General features: G+C 38.5%; 11 protein-coding genes. 6 read left to right on the forward strand and 5 right to left on the reverse strand.

All coding sequences use genetic code 11. The features are described from left to right. Positions 1–22: 22 nt before the first annotated feature. The 6 genes from pheT (at position 23) to ACFIQC_RS00365 (ending at position 7022) form a co-directional block, all read left to right on the forward strand. A complete protein-coding gene (pheT, locus tag ACFIQC_RS00340) occupies positions 23–2437 on the forward strand; it encodes a phenylalanine--tRNA ligase subunit beta (RefSeq protein ID WP_375706591.1) in 2415 nt (804 codons plus the stop codon). 290 nt (positions 2438–2727) lie between these two features. Next, positions 2728–3636, forward strand: a complete 909-nt coding sequence (locus tag ACFIQC_RS00345; protein WP_375611408.1) for a metal ABC transporter substrate-binding protein — start codon at positions 2728–2730, stop codon at positions 3634–3636. Next, on the forward strand, positions 3633–4463 hold the full coding sequence (locus ACFIQC_RS00350; RefSeq protein ID WP_375639514.1) for a manganese/iron ABC transporter ATP-binding protein: 831 nt from the start codon (positions 3633–3635) through the stop codon (positions 4461–4463). The genes ACFIQC_RS00345 and ACFIQC_RS00350 overlap by 4 nt, the downstream gene beginning before the upstream one ends. Then, positions 4460–5326 carry a metal ABC transporter permease gene (locus ACFIQC_RS00355; protein WP_375611406.1) on the forward strand — a complete coding sequence of 289 codons (867 nt, stop codon included), beginning with the start codon at positions 4460–4462 and terminating at the stop codon, positions 5324–5326. The genes ACFIQC_RS00350 and ACFIQC_RS00355 overlap by 4 nt, the downstream gene beginning before the upstream one ends. Then, entirely contained in the window at positions 5323–6228 is a 906-nt protein-coding gene (locus ACFIQC_RS00360) for a metal ABC transporter permease (protein ID WP_273790250.1), read from the forward strand. The genes ACFIQC_RS00355 and ACFIQC_RS00360 overlap by 4 nt, the downstream gene beginning before the upstream one ends. A gap of 407 nt (positions 6229–6635) precedes the next feature. Then, a complete protein-coding gene (locus tag ACFIQC_RS00365; protein WP_375633686.1) occupies positions 6636–7022 on the forward strand; it encodes a YbaN family protein in 387 nt (128 codons plus the stop codon). A 1483-nt stretch (positions 7023–8505) separates the two neighbouring features. Here ACFIQC_RS00365 and pncB read toward each other — a convergent pair. The 5 genes from pncB to aroA all read right to left on the reverse strand — a co-directional run bounded on the left by pncB (position 8506) and on the right by aroA (position 22542). Next, positions 8506–9810 carry a nicotinate phosphoribosyltransferase gene (gene pncB, locus ACFIQC_RS00370; RefSeq protein WP_375611404.1) on the reverse strand — a complete coding sequence of 435 codons (1305 nt, stop codon included), beginning with the start codon at positions 9808–9810 and terminating at the stop codon, positions 8506–8508. Positions 9811–9942: 132 nt separating this feature from the next. Next, positions 9943–18507, reverse strand: coding sequence for a GH36-type glycosyl hydrolase domain-containing protein (locus tag ACFIQC_RS00375; RefSeq protein ID WP_375706592.1), 8565 nt, complete (start codon positions 18505–18507; stop codon positions 9943–9945). 229 nt (positions 18508–18736) lie between these two features. After that, entirely contained in the window at positions 18737–20437 is a 1701-nt protein-coding gene (gene rpsA / locus ACFIQC_RS00380; RefSeq protein WP_026500132.1) for a 30S ribosomal protein S1, read from the reverse strand. A 132-nt stretch (positions 20438–20569) separates the two neighbouring features. Then, the gene (cmk, locus tag ACFIQC_RS00385) at positions 20570–21217 is read right to left on the reverse strand and encodes a (d)CMP kinase (RefSeq protein ID WP_375629216.1); all 648 of its coding nucleotides are present in this window, start codon (positions 21215–21217) and stop codon (positions 20570–20572) included. Continuing rightward, positions 21214–22542 (reverse strand): 3-phosphoshikimate 1-carboxyvinyltransferase, encoded by a 1329-nt coding sequence (gene aroA, locus ACFIQC_RS00390; RefSeq protein ID WP_375639730.1) that lies wholly within the window; start codon positions 22540–22542, stop codon positions 21214–21216. Before aroA ends, cmk begins: the two co-directional genes overlap by 4 nt. Positions 22543–22632: the final 90 nt, after the last annotated feature.

Here is a 22632-nt window from a genome sequence, read left to right on the forward strand (position 1 = left end):
CGCTTTCATGTGAGGTTTTAAAATGAAGTTTACATTGTCCTGGTTAAAAGATCACTTAGAAACAAATGCATCTTTGAATGAAATTTGTGAAAAATTAACCGCTATAGGTCTTGAGGTTGATTACGTTGATGATCGGTCTTCTTTAAAAGGTTTTGTGATTGCAAAAGTTTTAACAGCAATAAAGCATCCTGATGCAGATAAACTTCAAATTTTATCAGTCGATACAGGGACTTCCACACCTGTTCAAGTTGTCTGTGGAGCACCAAATGCACGCGCAGGTCTTGTTGGTGTTCTGGCACTACCAGGCACTTATATTCCAGGACTTGATGTAACATTATCTGTAGGAAAAATCCGAGGTGTTGAAAGTTTTGGGATGATGTGTTCACAAGCGGAGCTTGAATTATCAAATGAGCATGATGGGATTATTGAACTTCCAGAAGATAGTCCTATTGGAGGTTCATTTGCAGCTTATGCTGGTTTAGATGATCCGGTTATTGATATTGGTTTGACCCCTAATCGTTCCGATTGCACAGGTGTTCGTGGTATTGCACGTGATCTTGCTGCCGCTGGAATGGGAAAATTAAAAGAATTATCCCTGTCAAAATTTGATCCTTCCTTTGAAACACCTCTCGATGTTTCATTAGATTTTTTGCAAGATTCATCATTATGTTTAGGTTTTGCTTGGCGTGAAGTGCGCAATGTTCAAAATGGTGCATCACCACAGTGGATGCAACAGCGTTTGAATGCAATTGGTCTGAGACCGATTAATGCGCTTGTTGATATGACCAATTACATCAGTTTTGACCTTGGTCGTCCACTCCATGTTTTTGATGCAGATAAAATTAAAGGTAATTTGTGTGTACGTTGCGCGCGTGAAGGAGAGCAACTTCAAGCACTGAACGGAAAAATCTATCATCTGGGCCCTAAAAATTGTGTCATTGCAGATGACGAGGGGGTTGTTTCGATTGCCGGTATCATGGGCGGTGAAAGAACGAGTTGTGATGAAACAACACATCGCATTATTATTGAATCGGCGCTTTGGGATGCGCGAAGCATTGCACAAACAGGAAGAGCATTAGGTCTTATCAGTGATGCACGTTATCGATTTGAACGAGGTGTTGACCCGGCTTTTATAGAAACAGGACTTGAGATTGCAACAGAATTGGTCTTACGTCTTTGTGGTGGTGAAGTATCTAAAAAGAAGATCGTTGGCTATCAGCAACAAGAAATCAAACAGATCGCTTTTCCTTTTTCTGAAATTAAACGTTTAACAAATTTGGAAATAGAACCTGAAAAAGTCATCTCTATTTTAACAAAACTTGGATTTTTTGTTGAAGGAAAAGGAGAAGTCGTTACGGTAAAAGTACCATCATGGCGCCCTGATATTATGGGTAAAGCCGATTTGGTGGAAGAGGTTATGAGAATTTATGGGTTAGATAAAATTAAACCTATTCCTTTGGAAAACTTTGCAGAAGGAAAAGATCAAATTTTACCATGCGCACAAATTCGTTCACGTGCTACACGTTTGGCTCTAGTGCAACGTGGTATGAAAGAAGCGGTGACATGGTCTTTTATTTCTGAAAATCAAGCTCTTGCTTTTGGAGGAGGTCAAGAAGAGCTTAAATTAGTTAATCCTATTGCTGCTGATATGTCAATGATGCGTCCTTCCCTTTTACCTGGCTTGATTATGGCGGCACAAAGAAATGCTGATCGTGGTTTTTCCGATCTTGCTTTGTTTGAAGTTTCAAGTATTTATGAGGGCGACACCCCTGATAAACAACACCGTGTTGTTAGTGGAATTCGTCGCGGAACAGAGCAATTTAAAGGGGCTGGGCGTTTTTGGAATGGAAATGCAACCGTCGTTGATGTTTTTGATGCCAAAGCAGATGCTTTAGCTATTTTAGAAGCATGCGATATGGATGTTGGGAAAGTGCAGATTGAAGTTGGAGCACCGGATTGGTATCATCCTGGTCGTTCAGGTGTCATAAAACTTGGATCAAAGATTATTCTTGGTTTTTTTGGTGTTTTTCATCCTGCTACATTAGAAAAGTTAGATGTCAGTGACCCTTTATGCGGCTTTGAAATTTTTCTAGATCGAATTCCAGAATCAAAGAAAAAAACGACCAAAAGCCGTCCTCCTTTGAAACTCTTACCTTTTCAAATGGTGCGGCGTGATTTTGCCTTTATAGCGGATAAAACTGTTGCCTCTTCTCTTATTATTCGGGCGGCAAGTGGAGCCGATAAAAAACTTATTCATTCAGTGCGGGTTTTTGATATTTTTGAAGATTTAAGCTTTGGTGAAGATAAAAAATCTGTTGCAATTGAAGTAACTATTCAGCCCATAGAACGGACTCTAACAGATAAAGATTTAGAAAAGCTTGCCTCAAAGATCGTGGATAATGTTACCAAAATGACAGGTGCATATTTGCGCTACTGAGTATTCTCATTTTTTATGAGATATTTTACATGAAGTGGGAGCATCTTTGCGTGCTCCCTTTTTGTTTGGCATTCAAGAGCTATAGAACTTCTTGAAAGGGAACCTCCTTACCAAAACAAGCTGCTTAAATCATCAATTTTTTCAATATGAAAAAACTGTTTTTAAACATCTTGAAAAGTTATTTTTTCTCTTAATCCTTCATTGCAAATGTAAAAGATAACTGCTATTGCTAAATGATAATGCAAATTATTTGCAATAAAAAGAAGGCATATAAAGGAAAGAGAGAATCAATGAACGTAAGAACGTTTTTCACCATAGTTTTTGGAAGTGTTATTTTTTTTACACCCAATTTTGCTTTGTGTGCTGGTAAATTTAAAGCTGTTACGACATTCACTATCATTGCTGATATGGCACGCAATGTAGCAGGTGATGCCGCTGATGTTGAATCCATTACAAAACCAGGTGCGGAAATTCATGAATACCAACCCACCCCACGCGATCTTATGCGTGCTCAGGGAGCTAACCTTGTATTGTGGAATGGTTTAGAGTTAGAGCTTTGGTTTGAAAAGTTTTTTCAAAATATCAAGGATGTTCCAAGTGTTGTTGTTTCAAAAGGTATTGTACCCATTAAAATTGGTGAGGGCCCCTTTAGCGGTAAACCCAATCCTCATGCGTGGATGTCACCGACCTCTGCTTTGATTTACGTTGATAATATTCGCGATGCTTTTGTAAAATATGATCCTGAACATGCTGAAATTTATAAACAGAATGCTGAAATTTATAAACAGAAAATTCGTGCAACGATTGATCCAATTAGGGCTGAATTAGAAGCTGTACCGCAAGATAAACGTTGGCTTGTGACCAGTGAGGGGGCTTTTAGCTATTTGGCGCGTGATTTTGATCTAAAAGAACTTTATTTATGGCCCATCAATGCTGACCAACAAGGAACACCACAGCAGGTCAAGCATGTTATTGATATGGTTCGCAAATACAATATTCATGCAGTTTTTTCTGAAAGCACTATTTCCCCTGCGCCTGCTAAGCAGGTTGCCAGAGAAACAGGAGCTAAATACGGTGGTGTTCTTTATGTTGATTCTTTAAGTGAGAAAAATGGTGAGGTACCCACTTATATTGATTTATTACGTGTCACGAGTGGGCGTATTAGCAATGCTTTAGTAGAGGGAGTAAAAAACCAATGACGGAATGTGGAATTTTTGCCCAAGGAGTAACGGTAACATATCGTAATGGACATACAGCTTTACGCGAAGTGAATTTTGAAAGTCCAAAGGGTTCTATTACGGCATTGGTTGGTGTTAATGGATCCGGTAAGTCAACGTTATTTAAAGCGATTATGGGGTTTGTACGCCCCTCAAAGGGAAAAATTCGTATGTTTGATTTGCCCGTTGATATAGCTTTGAAAAAAAATCTTATTGCTTATGTTCCTCAAAGTGAAGATGTTGATTGGAATTTTCCTGTCTTGGTTGAAGATGTTGTATTGATGGGGCGATACGGTCATATGAATTTCTTTCGCTATGCCCGTACACAAGATTATGAGGCCGTTCGTATTGCCTTAGAACGCGTTGATATGTTGGCTTTTGCCAAGCGCCAAATTGGAGAACTTTCTGGTGGACAGAAAAAGCGTGTTTTCCTAGCGCGCGCGCTTGCACAAAAAGCAAAAGCTATTTTATTAGATGAGCCGTTTACAGGGGTTGACGTTACAACAGAAGATAAAATCATTGCTTTGTTACAAGATCTCCGTAAAGAAGGAGCAGTGATCTTGGTTTCAACTCACAATTTGGGTTCTGTTCGCGAATTTTGTGATCATACAGTTTTAATAAAAGGTACTGTTTTAGCTTCTGGGTTAACAGAAAAAATCTTTACAAAGGAAAATCTGGAGAAAACTTTTGGAGGGTCTTTGCATCACCATATTTTTGATCTTCAAACCACAAAAAAAAATGATGTTTTCATGGGAAGAAAGCAGTCTACCGTTTGTGAAGATATTGAAAGAGTGGAGCACGTTGCATGATTTCTTGGTTGCTTGAGCCACTGAGCTATCAATATATGGTGAATGCAATGTGGGTTTCTGGGTTAGTTGGGTGTGTTTGTGCCTTTCTTTCAGCTTTTTTGATGTTAAAAGGTTGGTCATTGATTGGTGATGCACTTTCCCATTCGATTGTTCCTGGTGTAGCAGGAGCTTACCTTTTAGGGTTACCTTTTTCACTCGGCGCTTTTTTTTCTGGTGGTCTTGCAGCAGCAGCAATGCTCTTTTTTAACCACCGGACAAAGCTTAAAGAAGATACCATTATTGGGCTCATTTTTTCTTCCTTTTTTGCCTTTGGGTTGTTTCTCAAATCATTAAAACCAATGGCTGTTAATATTGATACGATTGTTTTGGGAAATATTTTAGCAGTGAGTTCAACAGATATTCTACAATTGGCTTTTATCGGCTTTGTTTCGTTGCTTATATTGCTTTTGAAATGGAAAGATCTTCTTGTGTCATTATTTGATGAAACGCATGCGCATGCCATTGGATTAAACGTAAAATTTTTAAAGATTCTCTTTTTCACATTGCTTGCCGCTTGTACCGTTGCTGCGATGCAAACCGTTGGAGCATTCTTAGTCATTTGTCTTGTTGTGACACCTGGGGCAACGGCCTATCTTTTAAGTGATCGTTTCGTGAACATCTTGGTTATTGCAGTTGTAATTGGAACCTTCACAAGTGTCTTGGGTGTTTATGTGAGTTATTTTTTGAATGCACAAACGGGGGGGGTTGTAGTGCTTTTTCAAGCATCTTTATTTGTTTTGGCTTTTATTTTTGCTCCTAAACATGGGTTTATTGCTGCGCGCTTACGCATAAATGCGGCAAAAAAGGGTGTAATATTATCATGATTGATCAATTACTGCTTCCGTTTCAGTTTTCTTTTATGCTTAAGGGTATGCTTATTGTCATGATTCTTTCTATTCCCATGGCGATGCTTTCCTGTTTTCTTATTTTGAAAGGATGGGCGCTGTTAGGCGATGCCATTTCTCATGCAGTTTTTCCAGGTGTTGTTGTTGGTTATATGACAACACCATGGGTAATCGCATTTTTAACTTCTTTGCCATTTGCTTGGTTTCAGCATATGCGTCCAGAGAATATTACAATGACTTTGATTACTTGCGGTGCTTTTGTTGCAGGAATGGTGTGTGCACTATTAACGGGTTTTTTAGGGAGCAATAGCCGTATCAAACAGGACACGGTGATGGGTGTGGTCTTTTCTTCAATGTTTGGTTTGGGGCTTGTTTTAGCCACGTCTATTTATAGTAGCTTAGATTTGAATCATATTCTATTTGGTAATCTCTTGGGTGTTAACTGGCTTGATATAACGCAGACAGCAATCATTTCTGCTGTTGTCACTTTTATTTTAGCAGCAAAATGGCGCGACTTTATGCTGTATATTTTTGACACAGTTCAAGGACGTGCAATGGGGTTACCAATATCTCTACTCCACTATACCCTGCTAACGATGATTTCTCTTACAATTGTTGCAGCTTTGAAAGCTGTAGGTATCGTACTCGTTATTTCTTTACTGATAGCACCAGGAGCAATTGCCTATCTTGTCACAAAGCGGTTTTCTTTTATGTTAATGATCGCGATACTTGTTGCAGCTTTTTCTGGTTTTTTAGGGATTTATCTCAGCTTATTTATCGGCTCTGATTCTGCTTCCACAATTGTGTTGATCTTGACGTTGATTTTTATGGCTATTTTCATGATGATTTTCTTTCGTCGAAACACAGTTCAAGAGACTTGAAAGTGTTAAAATTCATGCATATCAGCCATGCATTTTTATATATTGTTTCTCATTTTTATTTTAATTAGAGTCCGGGGTGCTAGGTTATTTTTCCTCCTAATATCTAGCAGGTGAATGCAGTAAATTTTCTCCCCCCAAAACTGCATTCTTAATTAAGAGGCTGCATTGATTTCTTCTGCAGCCTTTTTATTTTTTTGTTTTTCTAAAATCTCTCCTCTTTTCTTGAAATCATTTAAAATGATTATAATATTGTGTAAGCTATTCGGTATTTTCAAGGAACTTATAACAGCAAAGACACTTACACATGAAGGGGTAGAGCGTAATTGTGCACTCAGACATGTAAACAGAAAAAAACAGATACAATGTTTTTGTATAGGGTTTTGCGTAGAGGAAAATAGTACGAGAAAATGAAAAAAGATTTGAAGATATCGCACCCTTTACGTATCTGCTATTATATAGCAGGGTGGGCGATGGTTATATTAGGTATTATCGGTGTCGTATTACCTATTATGCCAACTGTGCCTTTTTTATTGGTTGCCTCATGGTGTTTTACGCGTTCTTCTCCACGTTTTCATCAATGGTTGAATAATCATCGTATTTTGGGTCCCCCTATTAAGCGATGGGAAGAAAAAAAAGCAATCTCTCCATTTGTTAAAGTTTTTGCAATGATGAGTATGACAGGAGGATTTTTATCCTTTTTTGTAATGCTACACCCTCCTTTGTGGATTTCTTTACTTGTTGCGGTTATATTATTGCTGATTGCCATTTATATTGTAACACGTCCATCTTCCTAATGATAAAAAAGGCTTTATGGGATACTCTTTTTAGCTTCGGCTTATTTGTAAAACTATGAGAACTTTTAAGTTTTGAATATAAGCTCTCCATTTCCAAAATGCATATGAAATAGCAAGCTTTTTGAACGCAATTAATTAATAATATGTTTGTGAAATAATTTTTATGAACAAAGAAAATTGTTTATGAACACTCAAAATGTTCTCTCTTGGTAAACAATGATAAATCACATTCATGGAAGAGAGTCTTTATTTCTGTAAAGCATGTTTGTATGAATCTCTACATATACATCATTAAAAAGTCATTGATATGATAGTCATTTCTTTCTAAAAGACATTTCGTTTTTTTCATATTTCTTAATGAGGATATAATACAAAGCTTACTAAACACCATCATTTTTATACTTATACAGTTAAGAAGCCGGTCTATTATATCAATCTTTAATGTTACATCTGTTATTAACTTAAGAATAATTCATAAGAAACAACAGAGTTTTTCAAATGGTTTTATATATACACGCATTCTTATTATAATATGCGAATAAATAATTTTTCTGTCTTTGTATAAAGCTTATTCGAAATAAAAATATTATTGCATTCTTTGTTTTTTAATGAAGTCATGCCCCTCAAGTAAAACAAAAGGTCTCCCAAATCATGTTATTTACACATTTATTTTTAATGAAACATTTCTCAACGCTTTACTCATTTCATAATAGCAGACTATACATGGATAAAGTAAAATCTCCTGTAACATGTATAAAATCTATTTGAGCACCATCATCCTTGCCTTGCAAAATACACACCGACAGTCACCATGCTATTTGTCATCCTCCAATGTTGCCTTAGTAATTCCTAATGCTACAATTATAGCTTGTCATCTGGTTTTGTATATTTTGACACTAAATTTTGTACCAATTTATTTTTTTCAAAGAGTTTAAAGATGTTCTCAAAGGGTTTTGAAAGCCTTTTCTCATTTTTACTTATGGAAACGCACTTTTTTCTGATTTTCGGTAATTTTTGCAATTTTAGGTGTCAAAATCTATTTTGATAAAACGCGCATTTAATGGTCAAAATTGTACATAAAAACAACAAATTACCACGTATTCCTACTTAATCCAACCTCTTCCTACTTAGTATAAAACCTACTGTCAAACTACAACAATAACCCTTAGAACTTGAAAACCTTCATACATGCAAGGAGATGAGTGTGCTTGATTTAACAGGGTTAAAATGAGAAAATCTCCTTGGCTAAACTTCCTTGGCACGTTAAGTGTTTTTTTAATGCGTCGTAAATATTTTTAAGTCTTATCTATCGCGCCTTATGTAAGTGAAGCGTATACGTGGTAGGCCAAGTAGAATCTGCTCAAAAACAGCCGAACTGTTTACAGACCAGCAAAGGTTAAGAATCCTCGTCCTTAGGGTAGGACAAAAATCAATCTTATAAACAATATGATGGATCAATATACTTGTTTTAAAGAACCGGAAACTATGTCTTTATAGGTCTAGCAATTCGCTTTTTATTACCAAAAAAATTGAGATAACGTTGTACTTCTTTTGAATCACCGATCGTTTTTTCAGGATTATCTGAAAGTTTTACGGCTGGTCGACCATTGGCATAGGTCACCTTACAAACAAGGGAAAGAGCATCAAGAGTTTCGATTTCCTGAGGTGCACAGCCTGTAAAATCATTGGTAAGATCCGTGCCCCATCCAAAACTCATGCGCACTTTACCATGGAAATGATGATAGGTTTTTTCAATTGTATTGACATCAAGAGCATCAGAAAAAATTAAAAGTTTTTTGCGTGGATCTTTTCCTTTTTCTTTCCACCATTGAATAATACGTTCACCACCTTCAATAGGAGGCGCACTATCGGGTCTGAAACCCGTCCAATCAGCGACCCAATCTGGTGCATTGCGTAAAAATTCTTCTGTACCAAAGGTATCAGGTAATACAATGAGAAGATTTCCACCATAATAACGATTCCAATCTTGCAAGACTTGATACGGAGCTCTGCGTAATTCATCATCATTGTTGCTGAGAGCCGCAATAACCATAGGCAATTCGTGTGCATTGGTTCCAAGAGCTTCTAAATCCGTATCCATGGCAAGAAGAACATTAGAAGTTCCAGTAAAAGAATGACCAATGCCTTCTTTTAATGCTTCCACACACCAGCGCTGCCATAAAAAAGAATGGCGACGCCTTGTCCCAAAGTCAGATATTTTAATATCAGGCAATTTTTTGAGACGTTCAACTTTACTCCACATTTTTGCTTTAGCACGCGCATAAAGTACATCAAGAGCAAAACGATCTAGTTTTTTGAGAGCAGCACGTGAACGTAATTCACTAATAATAGCAAGGGCAGGAATTTCCCACATGGAACTATGGGCCCAGGGTCCATGAAAATGAAGGATATATTGGCCATCTTTGCGGGTGAGTTCATATTCTGGAAGTTGAAAATTCTCAAGCCACTGAAGAAAATCCGGTTCAAAAATTTGTTTGCGTCCATAAAATGTATTACCAGCAAGCCAAATCATTTCTTTTTTTGTAAAGCGCAAACTAAGAGCATGATCAAGTTGGGCACGCAATTCACTCTCATCAATATCATCGGCAAGACGTATTGTTTTAGAGCGATTTATGAGGGAAAAAGTAACATTAACATTAGGATATAACCCCCAAATCATCTGCACCATTAGAAGCTTATAAAAATCCGTATCAAGAAGTGACCGAATAATGGGATCAAGTTTCCAAGTGTGATTGTAAACACGTCTAGCAATATCCGGATGATTCATAACCTTTTTCTTTCATTTTCATAAAATCTAAAATATTATGCACCAACACGGCTAATATAGGCGGTGCAATATAACAACTCTACAGTTTTGGACAAGAATAAAAAGTCTGCTCTCTTTTTTCATCTTTAATCTTTAAGATTTGACAATACGTATAATTTCATGCTGACCTGTTTTTTGTAACTTTATCCCTGTATGAACTTCGGTATATTCTTTGCTATTAATATAGAGCATATTTTTAGGTCCCCATTTTACTTTAATGCGATAAATGGCATCATAAAACTTCATTGTTGCTTCATATTTTGGCCAAATAGAGGGTAAATGTGGCTGCAAAAACAATAGGTCTCCCTGACGCTGTATTCCAAGAATAGCTTGTGTTGCGGCGCGATAAAACCAACCGGCTGAACCTGTATACCAAGTCCAACCGCCTTGACCACATCGTGGTTCAACAGCATAAATATCTGCGACCATTACATAAGGTTCAACACGATAAATTTCAGGATCTTGTCCATGGGTAATTGGGTTTATCATAGAAAATAAAGCATAAGCTTTATCGTTTTGTTCCATTTCAGCCAACGCAAAAATACTCCAAATGGCACCATGCGTGTATTGACCACCATTTTCTCGAATTCCTGGAGGATAACCTTTTATATAACCAGGCTCGAGCGTACTTTTATCAAAAGGCGGCCAAAAAAGGCGAATGAGTCCGCCTTTTTTATCATAGAGATGTTCCAACATTGATGTCATTGCTTGTTTTTGACGTTCAGGCGATGCCATTTGAGAAATGACAGCCCAAGATTGAGCAATGGTATCAATTTGACATTCATCATTGATTTTAGAGCCAAGAGGTGTTCCATCATCAAAATAACCACGTCGATACCAAGCACCATCCCAACCATTTTTCTCTAGGGATTTTGTTAAATGTTCAAGGTACGTACTCCATATTTGCATATGGCTATTGTCACCACGTTTTTTGGCTAAAGAGATAAATGCTTGTAATGTGTACCCAAGAAACCATCCTAACCAAATGCTTTCGCCTTTTCCTTCCACACCGACCAAATTCATGCCATCATTCCAATCCCCACCTAAAATAAGAGGGAGACCATGTGATCCGCAGCGTTTAATGGCAAGGTCTAAAGCTACAACACAATGTTCATAAACTGTTGCAACCTTTGGGGATTGGGTGGGTTGAAAATAAGCATCCTGTTGCCCACTTTTGAGAACATCACCTTCAATAAAAGGAATGAGCGTATCAAGAAAAGCGTCATCACCAGTGGTAGTGACATAAAGAGCTGTTGCATATGCAAGCCAAACGATATCATCAGAAATGTATGTACGAACACCAGCATTTGTGTCAGGCAACCACCAATGTTGCACATCACCTTCAAGAAATTGGTGCGCTGCTGCATTTAACAATTGTTCACGTGCTAATTGTGGTTCCAGCAATAACAAAGACAAGCTATCTTGTAACTGGTCACGAAAACCAAATGCACCACTCGCTTGGTAAAAGCCTGCGCGTGCCATGATGCGGCATGCGTAGATTTGATAAGGAAGCCAATGGTTGACCATAAGATTAAAAGAAGCATCAGGTGTTTTGACTTGGAAAGGAGAAACAAAATCACTCCATTGCTGTTTTTGTTTTGTGAGCTGAATTTCAAAATCACTTGCACGTACTTGATTGAGTAATTTTTCAGCTTCTTGCCTATTTTCAGCACTGCCAAGATAGAAGATGATTTCTTTTGTTTGCCCTGGTTGAAGATCAATATCATAGGCGAATGCTGAACAAGGATCACATCCTGCTTCAATGGTATTCGAAAGAGCAGCGGCTTTACGGATCGCATTTGGACGTGTTACGGTTCCCGTTGCACCAATAAATTCAGCGCGATTGGTCGTCGTGCTGGTTGGCATTTCGGACGCTGATAAAAATGTAACTTGTTGAGATTTTTCGATGTGATAGGGATTTTGAATAAAATGTGCACCCCATCTGGTCTCATAAGAGGAAACAATAAAGGGGGCATATTTTGTACGGACATTTCCCAAAACCCATTCAACATAATTATAAAGGCGTAAACTGCGTGGTTTTTTCCCTTCATTCGTAAGGATAAGACGTGAAAAGCGAATAGGTTTTTCGGGATCAAGTGTATGAGTCAGTTCTAATGCGATTTCTGAATGTGTTGATTTAAAAGTTGAGAATCCAAACCCATGACACGCCTCATAGACAATATTTTCGTCACATTCAACAGTAGAAACGGGTGAGAAACGTTTTAAAGACTGGCGATCAACCAGATAAAGAGCTTCTCCTGGTCGGTTAGACGTTGGATCATTCGCCCAAGGAGTTAGTTGATAATCGCGGCTATTGTTAGCCCAAGTAAAAATTGCACCTTCAGCAGAGACATGAAAACCAAATCTGTGATTAGCAATGACATTAATCCACGGATGCGGTGTAGTGGTACGTCCATGAAGACGTATTACATAATGATTGTGCTGATTAAAACCACCGTAACCATTCCAATATCTTAGATCTTCTCCATTTGGGAGAAAAGAGGATGGTTTTTGTTGGCTAATAAGACCAATGGAAGAAAAAAGATTTTGTTCAGTTTGTGTTGTAAATTGCTGTCCTTCGTTATATCTTGGCAAGTCTAATTGATCATAAGGTTCTTGATAATTTTTACGAATTGTGAGATTAAAATCATTCTCATCAAGTCGTTTAAGTTGTTCAGATAAAGAGCCATTTTGGGCATCAAGAACGATACGCGCTGATGCAAGAAGCGTTTTAAAACTCTGTTCACTCATTTGATCGCGTCGAAGCATGAAAATATGTTGGCGTTCATCTGCTTTTTGCGTGTGGTGATAATAAGATTCACAGACCCACTCAAGAGCGCGTTGTGTACTTTGTATATAAGAAAATGTTTGTTCATTAAGAATGACCAAATCAACAATGAGTCCACGCATACGCCAATATTCATGTGCTTTAAGGAGCTCGCGCAGTACAGTTATATTTCCCTCGTTATTTAATCTAAGAAGACAGAGTGGATTGTCTCCTGAGATAGACATGGGCCAAAGATTAGACTGTTTTCCTAGCGTTTTTGCTAATATTTCAGAAGGAAGACGCCACGTTCTTTCTGGATAAATAAGCGGTGTTGCATATTTTTGATAGACAATAGCTTCTTTAAGCTGGGTTCCGCTCTGATACAGTGCGACTTGTGAGCGCGTCCATGCCATTGAAAGTTCTTTTTGAAACATATCAGGTTGTCGATAATGTTTAATATGATTATTTAGCGCTTCTTTTGTATGAGCAGCAAAAGTCCAAAAAATAAGTTCTGCTTTTTCATGGGCTGAAATTTTTATACGGCATCGCAATGACATAACAGGGTCAAGAACACAACCTTGACTGTTACTGAAACGAGCATTTTGGTCAAATGCAGCGGGTCGATGAATGGATCGCCCCCGACCAATAAACAGAGAGCGATCTGTTTCAGCTTCTGTCTCTTGGAGAATATCTGTTGTACTAGAAACAAAATGGGTAACATAGATTTCAGGATCACTAGGCGAGCGTTTGCGCCTTTTGGCAAAAATTGTTTTACCTTCTTCAGTAATTTCTGTCTCTATAAACATACGGGAAAAAACAGGATGAACTTGGTCTGTATCCATCGTGGCAAGTGCTAATTCACCATAAGAAGTCACTTCAATGAGTCGGTCTTTATTTGTCGTATTCATCAGTTGAATACGTCTCCCTTCGCCACATCCTTCAGATGTAATAAGACATTCAAGTGTTGATTTAATACCATCAACCATTTTTGTATATTCAGCCTTTTCATCTGTAAAAATGCTGACAGCGTCTTCTTCAATAACACGTGTTGGCTCACCAGTAACAGACCACCACCGTCCACTATGCGTATCACGTAAGAAGAATAAAGTACCTTGTTGATCTTCTGTTGCATCAGGAATAAAGCGCGTAATCGCATAATCGTGCCAACGGCTGTAACCAGAACCGTTCGCTGTTAACATGGTAGAATAAAAGCCATTAGACAAAAGTAAAGTTGCTCGTGGTTTGAGTAACGGGTTTGTAATAATGCGCAAAGGGGCTGCGTCAAATGCTTGAGACTTATTGCGCATACGATTAACAGCTTTGGTATGAATAATAGGAATGAGATGAGGCGCTCTTTCCTGTAAGAGCAATTGTGTTGCTTCAATAACGGGATCACGGTGAAAACGATCACGCATTCGCCCTTGAAAAATAACATTGTTAAGAGCAAGGATAGACATACCATGATGGTGCGCATAATAATTGCGTACAATGGCGTATTTTTCCCCTGTTTTCACGCGTGTTAGAGTAAAATCAACAGAGTCATAATAACCATATGTTCCTAAAGCTCCAAGATCACGGAGTCGTTTTAAATTAGCGACAGCGCAAGCAGGAGCATATTGTGCCGCTAGAAGGCTGGCATAGGGAGCAATGACAGCATTGCGTGAAAGACCACGTTGGAGTCCGAGGTTTGGAACACCAAAATGAGCGTATTGGTAATTCATTAAATGATCGCGAGCATTAAATGCGGCTTCTGAAATACCCCATGGCAATTCCCGTTTATGGGCATATTGTATTTGACAACGAATAATCAATCGATTTGTTTGATCTAGGAGAGATCCTAAAGGTTCATGCATTACGAGAGATGGCATAAGATATTCAAACATTGATCCAGACCATGATAGGAGTGCACCTTTCCCACCTATGGGTACGAGAAGTCGACCAAGACGAAACCAATGTTTAAGTTTTATATCTCCTTTTGCGATGGCAAAAAAGCTTGCAAGACGTGCTTCTGAAGCAAGTAGGTCATAACAATTTTCATCGAGTTTGTTTTCTTGAACACGATATCCTATGGATAAGAGATGCCGTTTAGGCTGTTCTAAAAAGTCAAATTTCATATCAAAGGCTATTTGCCTTGCCATTATAGCCAGCCTGTTTAGTTTTTTACGTAATTTTTCAGTATCACAATGAGCAGTCGCATCATTATGATGAGCGTTACAGGTGTCGATAAGGCATTTAGCCCAAGAAAGCGCACGAGCAGATTCTATCGTTTGAATTTTGTGGTCAAGTTCACCGACTAAGTGCACAATATCATGGGCTGCAAGTGAAAGATCTATGATGTGAGAAGGAATCGTATTTTCTTGTTCTATAAAAGTGAAGATAGAATCATGAAAACGAGTGATGTTTTCTTCGATTTTTTGGCGTAAAGAGCGTAAACTGGGTTGATGATCTGGAATTTCTCTGACAGTTTCTTCAAGAATAGCAAGAACATCCGATAAGCCTTCTCGATCACTTTGAAAAAAAACATGAGGTTTTTCAGCCCATTCACTTAAGGCAGAAGAGAGTGTTACCAAATGACCGGCAAGATTTCCTGAATCAACGGTTGATACATAAGTAGGCAAAAGAGGCCTGAGTGTATCCGTTTCATACCAATTATAGAGATGACCGCGGAACTTTTCCATTTTTGCAAGAGAGCGTAATGTACATTCAATACGGGTAATGGTCTCTTCAAAACCAATCCAACCAAAATCACGTGCAGCAATAATAGAAAGGAGATAAACCCCAATATTCGTAGGCGATGTACGTTGAGCAACAAGAGGTTCAGGATCTTCTTGAAAATTATCGGGAGGCAAATGGTTGTTTTGTGCATTGACAAAGGTTGCATAATAAAGCCATGTCCGCCGTGCAATAGAACGGAGTTTTTTTTCATCTTTTGAAGAAAGATAAAGGCTATCTTGAAAGGTTGAAGGTTGACTCACAATCCAAGCAATGAAGGGTGAAAAAAACCATGCTATCCCAAAAGGCAAAGCAACCAAGCTTGCAAAACTATCAGAAAAAAGAGGGAGTGCTATAGTAAGAATACCAATAAGCGATGCTGGTGCCATTGTAAAAACATAGAAACGCAAACTATTGGGTATTGATTTTGTTGCGGCAGAAGTTTTCCATTCAAGAAGATGCTGTTTTGAAATCGTCATACGATAGAGTGTACGAATAATCGCATCGGTCATAAAATACGCCGAATGAGCAAGAAACGTCGTTTTAAGAAATATATCAGCGCTTGTAAGAGCAATTTTGTTCCAAATTAATTGAAAATGTCCACGCAAAGAATGATCTATATTGGATGAGACAAGCGTTTTTAATACACATAGAATGGGTGAAATGAAGGAGCTAAACAACAAGAATAGTTGCCAGACGATTGCACTCTTTAAAGACAAAAAAGCCCATCCTGCAAATGCTGCGATTAACCACATAAGTGGAGTGAGAGAACGACGTAAATTATCCTGCACTTTCCAACGCGTCACGGAACTTATTTGACGGTGGGAAAAAAGATAAGGCAAAAGCTGCCAATCACCGCGGACCCAACGATGATAACGCATAACATCAATATTATAAGCGGTTGGATAGTCTTCAATGACTTCTATGCTACTTACCAGAGCAGTACGAGCATAACCTCCTTCTAAGAGATCATGACTAAGAATAGTATTTTCTTTAATTTTGCCATCAAGTGCTTGTTCAAATGCATCAATATTATAAAGACCTTTACCGATAAAGGTGCCTTCTCCTAAAAGATCTTGATAAGTATCAGAAACAGCAAAAACATAAGGATCAATGCCACGGTTTATAGAAAAAACCCGTTGGAGAATTGATGTTTTTTTTCCTGTTGTAAGAGAAGGAATAATGCGTGGTTGTAAAATGCTATAGCCCTTTACAACCTTTCCACTTTGTGGATCAAAAACGGGATAATTGAGTGGATGGTTAAGCTTTCCAACAAGTTTCGCGACGCTCTCTGGAGTAAGACGTGTATCACAATCCAGCGTCATAACAAAACGGCAATCCATAGGAAGATGTGGATTGGGAGGATAAAAGCTTGTATTTTTATCGCCTCTTAAGAGCCGATTAAGTTCATGAAGTTTTCCTCGCTTTCGTTCCCATCCCATCCAACATTTTTCGCTTGTATTATAAAGGCGTCGGCGATGTAAAAGGAAAAAAAGCGGAAGTTCATCACGATGATAACGACTATTGAGTTTATCAATACTCTTTTGCGCATAGTGCAATAAATCAAGATCATCTTGCGTTTCTCTCAATGGAGCATCCACCCAATCTGTAATGAGTGCAAAATGAATGGCACCTTTAGGATTGGAAAGATAGTGCACTTCAAGATTGCGCACTTGTTCATCAATATCATCGCGTGATGTCATCAAAGTAGGTACAATAACCATTGTCCGTGCATGTTTTGGAATACCTTCTTTATATTCATAACCAATGAGTTGTTTTGATGGGACAAACCACGAAACAACAGTGTTAAATAAAGCAAAAGCAGCATCCATAGCAGGAAAAAGCGCCAATACAGTAAAGCAAAAAGATATCCATTGTGTCATGCCAGATATTTGTAAAAGGGCGTAAATTACCAGCAAAAGAGCAAGCGTCAGAAAAGAGACAGGAACGGCGATGACTCTCAATTTTGAGCAACAGGAAGCGCGTGTCCATTTTATGAGAAAGGGCGGAATATACCCACAAGCCTTTTCAAATATGCCACGACCATCATCAACAAGGTACCACCCCACACAAGAATGATGAGGCATATCTTTAGAAGTGGAATTTGCCATTTCTACAACTTTATGTGCAACTTCCAGTTCACTAAGAGGCGAAAAGCGAGAAACTTTTTCAATGACTTGTCGATAAATATTGCGTGAGTGAGCATCAATTTCAGAAAAATCACTATTTTTACGCAAAATAGAATCAACACAACTCACTGTTTCAAACCATGCTGTCCAATCAACATCATCTATAGCTTTAAGAGCACGGATAATATTTCCCATGGTCACACCATCTGCTGCTTGTCGGGTATGTTCATCAGCTGTTGCAATCTCTAAGCTACTACCTTGGCTTTTCAATTGCTTTTCAAGCCAAGTTAATGCTACGGTTGAATCGACAGATGCACTGCGCAGGCGATAGAATAAATGTGCTGAAAAAGTTGGATCAACAGTAAATGGTTTATACTGCGTAAAAAGAGAGTGTGGATTTGTTTTATTTTCTACAAGAGAAATTTTATCAGCTACTTGACTAGCAAGATGGCGCATATGTCGCGCTTTTTCGATACGTACTGAAAGACGACGGACATTTTCAATGAGCAGCATTTGCATAACTGAAGGAAGAGCCCACAATTCACCAATTGTGAGCGCACAAACTTCTTGAAATCCGTTGGTCATAGCAGTGAGTGTTTCTTGTGAAAAGCTGCTATCGGTATGCGCAATATAAAGCCAAGTTAAAGCAAAAATTCGTGGTATGCCGGCTTTGTGTGTAGAAAGAGGAAGTTGCTTTATGAAGGACTTGGGTAGATTACGACGTAGCTTTTGTATGGTTTTATCAATGGTGTAATGATTATCAATGAGCCATTGAGCAGATGGTGCGATGGTTTCATCATTTCGGGCAGCAAAATCACTGGTATGAAAGGCATGAAGAATAAGTTTAGCATTTTCATTCAATCTCTTGCGAAAATCTCCTACTCCTTCATATTCAGGGAGTAAAATTTCTTTACCAGAAGCTATATCATGCCCTAAGTTATAAAGATCTTCCTGTACCTTATAGATTGCACGAAGAGGAAAATCCGTATTAATAAAATGATCTTTTTTCTCTTTTTGAGAAAAAAGTATTTTATGAAGGGTATTATGCACGCCATGTCCCATTGTTATTTAATTACATCGTTTTTTATTTAAATTGTAAGCATTTTATCTGAATAGTGAACCGTTGTTAGACAAAAAACAAACTTTTTGTTTTTATTTGCAAGCATTTATAATTTTTGTTTCAATAATTTAAAAATAAGCAGACAATTTTTTTTAGAAAATAAAAAGGTCACTCCTAATGAGTGACCTTAATAATAACACCAACTTTAATGATTGATGATTAATCTTGTTCTTGTTTTTTCAAAGCTGCACCCAGAATATCACCAAGAGAAGCACCTGAATCTGTAGAACCATATTGTGCAACAGCTTCTTTTTCCTCTGCAATTTCTAAAGCTTTAATCGATACTGAAATTTTACGTGTTTTTTTATCAAATGCTGTGATGCGAGCATCAACCTTTTGCCCAATTGCGAAACGCTCAGGACGTTGCTCATCACGATCACGCGCAAGATCAGCACGCCGAATGGTTGTCTCAAGGTTGTGGTCAATCAATTTCACACCAATGTCATTGTCGTTAACAGCAATCACTTCGCATGTTACAACTGCACCTTTTCGCAATTCGCCAGAAGCAGCTGCTTCTCCAACTTTATCACTGGAAAGCTGCTTAATTCCAAGAGAAATGCGCTCTTTTTCAATGTCAACATCAAGGACCACAGCTTTAACGATATCGCCTTTATTGTAAGTATCAATAACTTGTTCACCAGGACGGTTCCAATCAAGATCAGACAAATGAACCATACCGTCAACATCGCCTTCAAGCCCAATAAACAGACCAAATTCTGTTTTATTTTTAACCTCTCCTTCAATTTGCGAATTGACAGGAAATTTATTAGCAAAAGCTTCCCATGGATTTTCAAATGTTTGTTTTAAGCCAAGAGAAATACGCCGTTTAGAAGGATCAATCTCAAGAACAACCACTTCTACTTCTTGTGATGTAGACAGAATTTTTCCAGGATGAACATTTTTCTTTGTCCAGCTCATTTCAGAAACATGGATCAGCCCTTCGATTCCTGGTTCAATTTCAACAAAACCACCGTAATCAGTAATGTTGGTAACAGCACCCGTAATTTTTTTACCAATCGGATACCGGACACTGATGCTTTCCCAAGGATCACTTTCAAGCTGTTTCATTCCAAGAGAAATACGGTGCGTATCTTGATTAATGCGAATAATCTGAACTTTAATCGTTTGGCCAATTGTGAGCACTTCAGATGGGTGATTAACACGCCGCCATGCCATATCTGTAACGTGCAAGAGACCATCAATCCCACCAAGATCAACAAAGGCACCATAATCTGTAATATTTTTCACCACACCTTCAACGATTTGGTTTTCTTCAAGATTTTGTACGATTTCTGAACGTTGCTCAGCGCGACTTTCTTCTAAAACAGTGCGGCGTGAGACCACAATATTGCCACGACGACGATCCATCTTCAAAATTTCAAAGGACTGTGAATTATGCATGAGGGGTGAAACATCACGAATGGGACGAATATCAACTTGGCTGCGAGGCAAGAAAGCAACGGCACCATCAAGATCAACTGTAAAACCACCTTTTACTTGGCTAAAGATCACTCCATCAACGCGTGCACCAGCATTGAATTTTTCCTCCAAACGGACCCAACTTTCTTCGCGCCGTGCTTTTTCACGCGATAAAACAGCTTCACCCATCGCATTTTCAATGCGTTCAATGTAAACCTCAACTTCATCGCCAACTTGCAAAGAACCATCTTTTGCTTTAGCTCCAAATTCTTTGAGAGGAATACGTCCTTCGACTTTAAGACCAGCATCAATAATGGCCATGTCTTTTTCGATTGCAATAACACGACCTTTAACAACAGATCCTTCATTAAGATCATTAGTTTGAAAAGATTCTGTTAAAAGGGCTTCAAAATCCGCTGTTGTGGGATTGTATTGTGACATAAGAACTCCTAATATATACCTTGTATTATAAGGTATGAGCGCTAGGTTAGTGTTAACATAAGCAACTCCCTAGCCTTTTCCCTTGAATAAGGGAAAAAAGTTAGCGCTAGGCTGGAAGTTACCTTAACGAATTTATCCAATTATATGCATTTTTATGATTGGATCAACAAAACTGCATGCAATTTCAAATGTTGCTTCTATACTCAATTCTGACGTATCAAGCAAGTGGGCGTTTTTTGCTGGTTTTAGTGGACTTTGTTTGCGCGTTATATCGCGACTGTCGCGCTGTTCAAGTTGAGCTAGGATTTCATGATAATTTGCTTGAACACCTTTTTTTAAAATCTCTTGGTAGCGGCGTTTGGCGCGTGTTTGAACATTGGCTAGAATATAAAACTTGATATCGGCATCAGGACAAACAATCGTTCCGATATCACGCCCATCAAGCACACAGCCGGGTAAAACTTTAGCAAAGTTGCGTTGTTTTTCGACAAGAATTTTGCGTACAGCAGGGTTAATTGCTATTTTTGAAGCCGCTTCACCAAGTTCATGAGAAGAAAGAAGAGAAGGATTTAAGGTATTAAAATCAAGTTCTGTAGCATAAATAATAGCATTTTTTTCATCATTAAGAGCTAAATTTTGTTGTAAAAGCGTATGAGCAACACTACGATAAGTAAGACCAGTATCGAGATGACGAAGGCGATAATGTGCAGCAATTTTGCGTGCTAAGGTTCCTTTGCCTGAGGCTGCAGGTCCATCAATGGCAATAACAAAAGGCTTCAAGCGATTTTCCCCCCAAGTTTTTTTATAAAAGGAATAAACTCTGGAAAGCTCGTAGCGATCATTCGTTTATCATCAATGGTAACAGGTTTTTCTGACACAAGCCCAAAAATGAGAAAACACATAGCAATTCGATGATCAAGATGTGTGGCAACATACCCCCCCCCCAAACCTTTGGCAGAACCTTTTCCATAAACAATAAGAAAATCTTGACCTTCTTCACAGTCTACACAATTAATTTTTAATCCTTGCGCAACAGCAGACAATCGATCTGATTCTTTTACACGCAATTCTTCAATTCCTAGCATAACTGTTTTGCCTTCTGCAAAGGCTGCTGCTACTGCCAAAGCAGGATATTCATCTATCATCGATGGAGCACGTTCTTTGGGCACCGTAACGCCTCTAAGGACCGATGATTTTATCCGTAGATCAGCAACATTCTCTCCACCTGTTTGACGTCGGTTCAAAAATTCAATTTGAGCACCCATTTCCCACAATGTTTCGATAAGTCCTATTCGAGAGTTATTTATCAAAACATTTTCAATGGTGATATCAGAGTCTTCTACAAGAAGGGCTGCGATAATTGGAAAAGCAGCAGAAGAAGGATCACCCGGAATATGAATCGTTTGTCCAGTAAGATGGGGTTGACCATTAAGATGAATCAAACGCGCACCTTTGTTATCTTTTTCTATTTCAAGTTGCGCACCGAATGCTTTTAACATTTTTTCCGTATGATCTCGTGTCAGAACTGGTTCAATAACAGTTGTAGTGCCGGCGGTATTGAGTCCAGCAAGCAGGATTGCTGATTTAATTTGGGAGGAAGCTATTGGAACACGGTAACGAATCGGATTAGCCATTTTCGGACCATAAAGCGTTAAAGGAAGGTAATCGTCGCGCGTTGCCTCAATTTCAACCCCCATGAGACGCAGTGGATCAAGGATACGCCCCATTGGACGTTTAGAGAGAGAAGCATCACCAATAAAGGTTGTTTTCATATGATACGGACCAACCATTCCCATAACCAAACGAGCACCTGTTCCAGCGTTTCCAAAGTCTAAAGGTTTTTGTGCAGCTAAAAGGCAACCATTCCCTGTTCCTCGTATGATCCAGAAGTCTCCTTTTTTAATAATACAGGCACCCATAGCTTGCATAGCAGCAGCTGTATTGAGTACATCAGCGCTTTCAAGTAATCCATGAATATATGTCTCACCACTTGCTAATCCTCCCAATATAAGAGAGCGATGAGAGATTGATTTATCTCCTGGTATTTGAATTTTTCCAGAGAGACTACTCGATTTATAGGTGGTTATAGGGATTGCTTTTTGCATGGAAATTCTATTTAATTCTATCTAACTTTTATGAAATTGTGCATCCTTTAGCACATGCTTTAAAAGACGTCATGAAAAAATCACTGTGGA

The organism is Bartonella sp. AA126HLJHH, from assembly GCF_042197425.1.
Taxonomy (GTDB): domain Bacteria; phylum Pseudomonadota; class Alphaproteobacteria; order Rhizobiales; family Rhizobiaceae; genus Bartonella.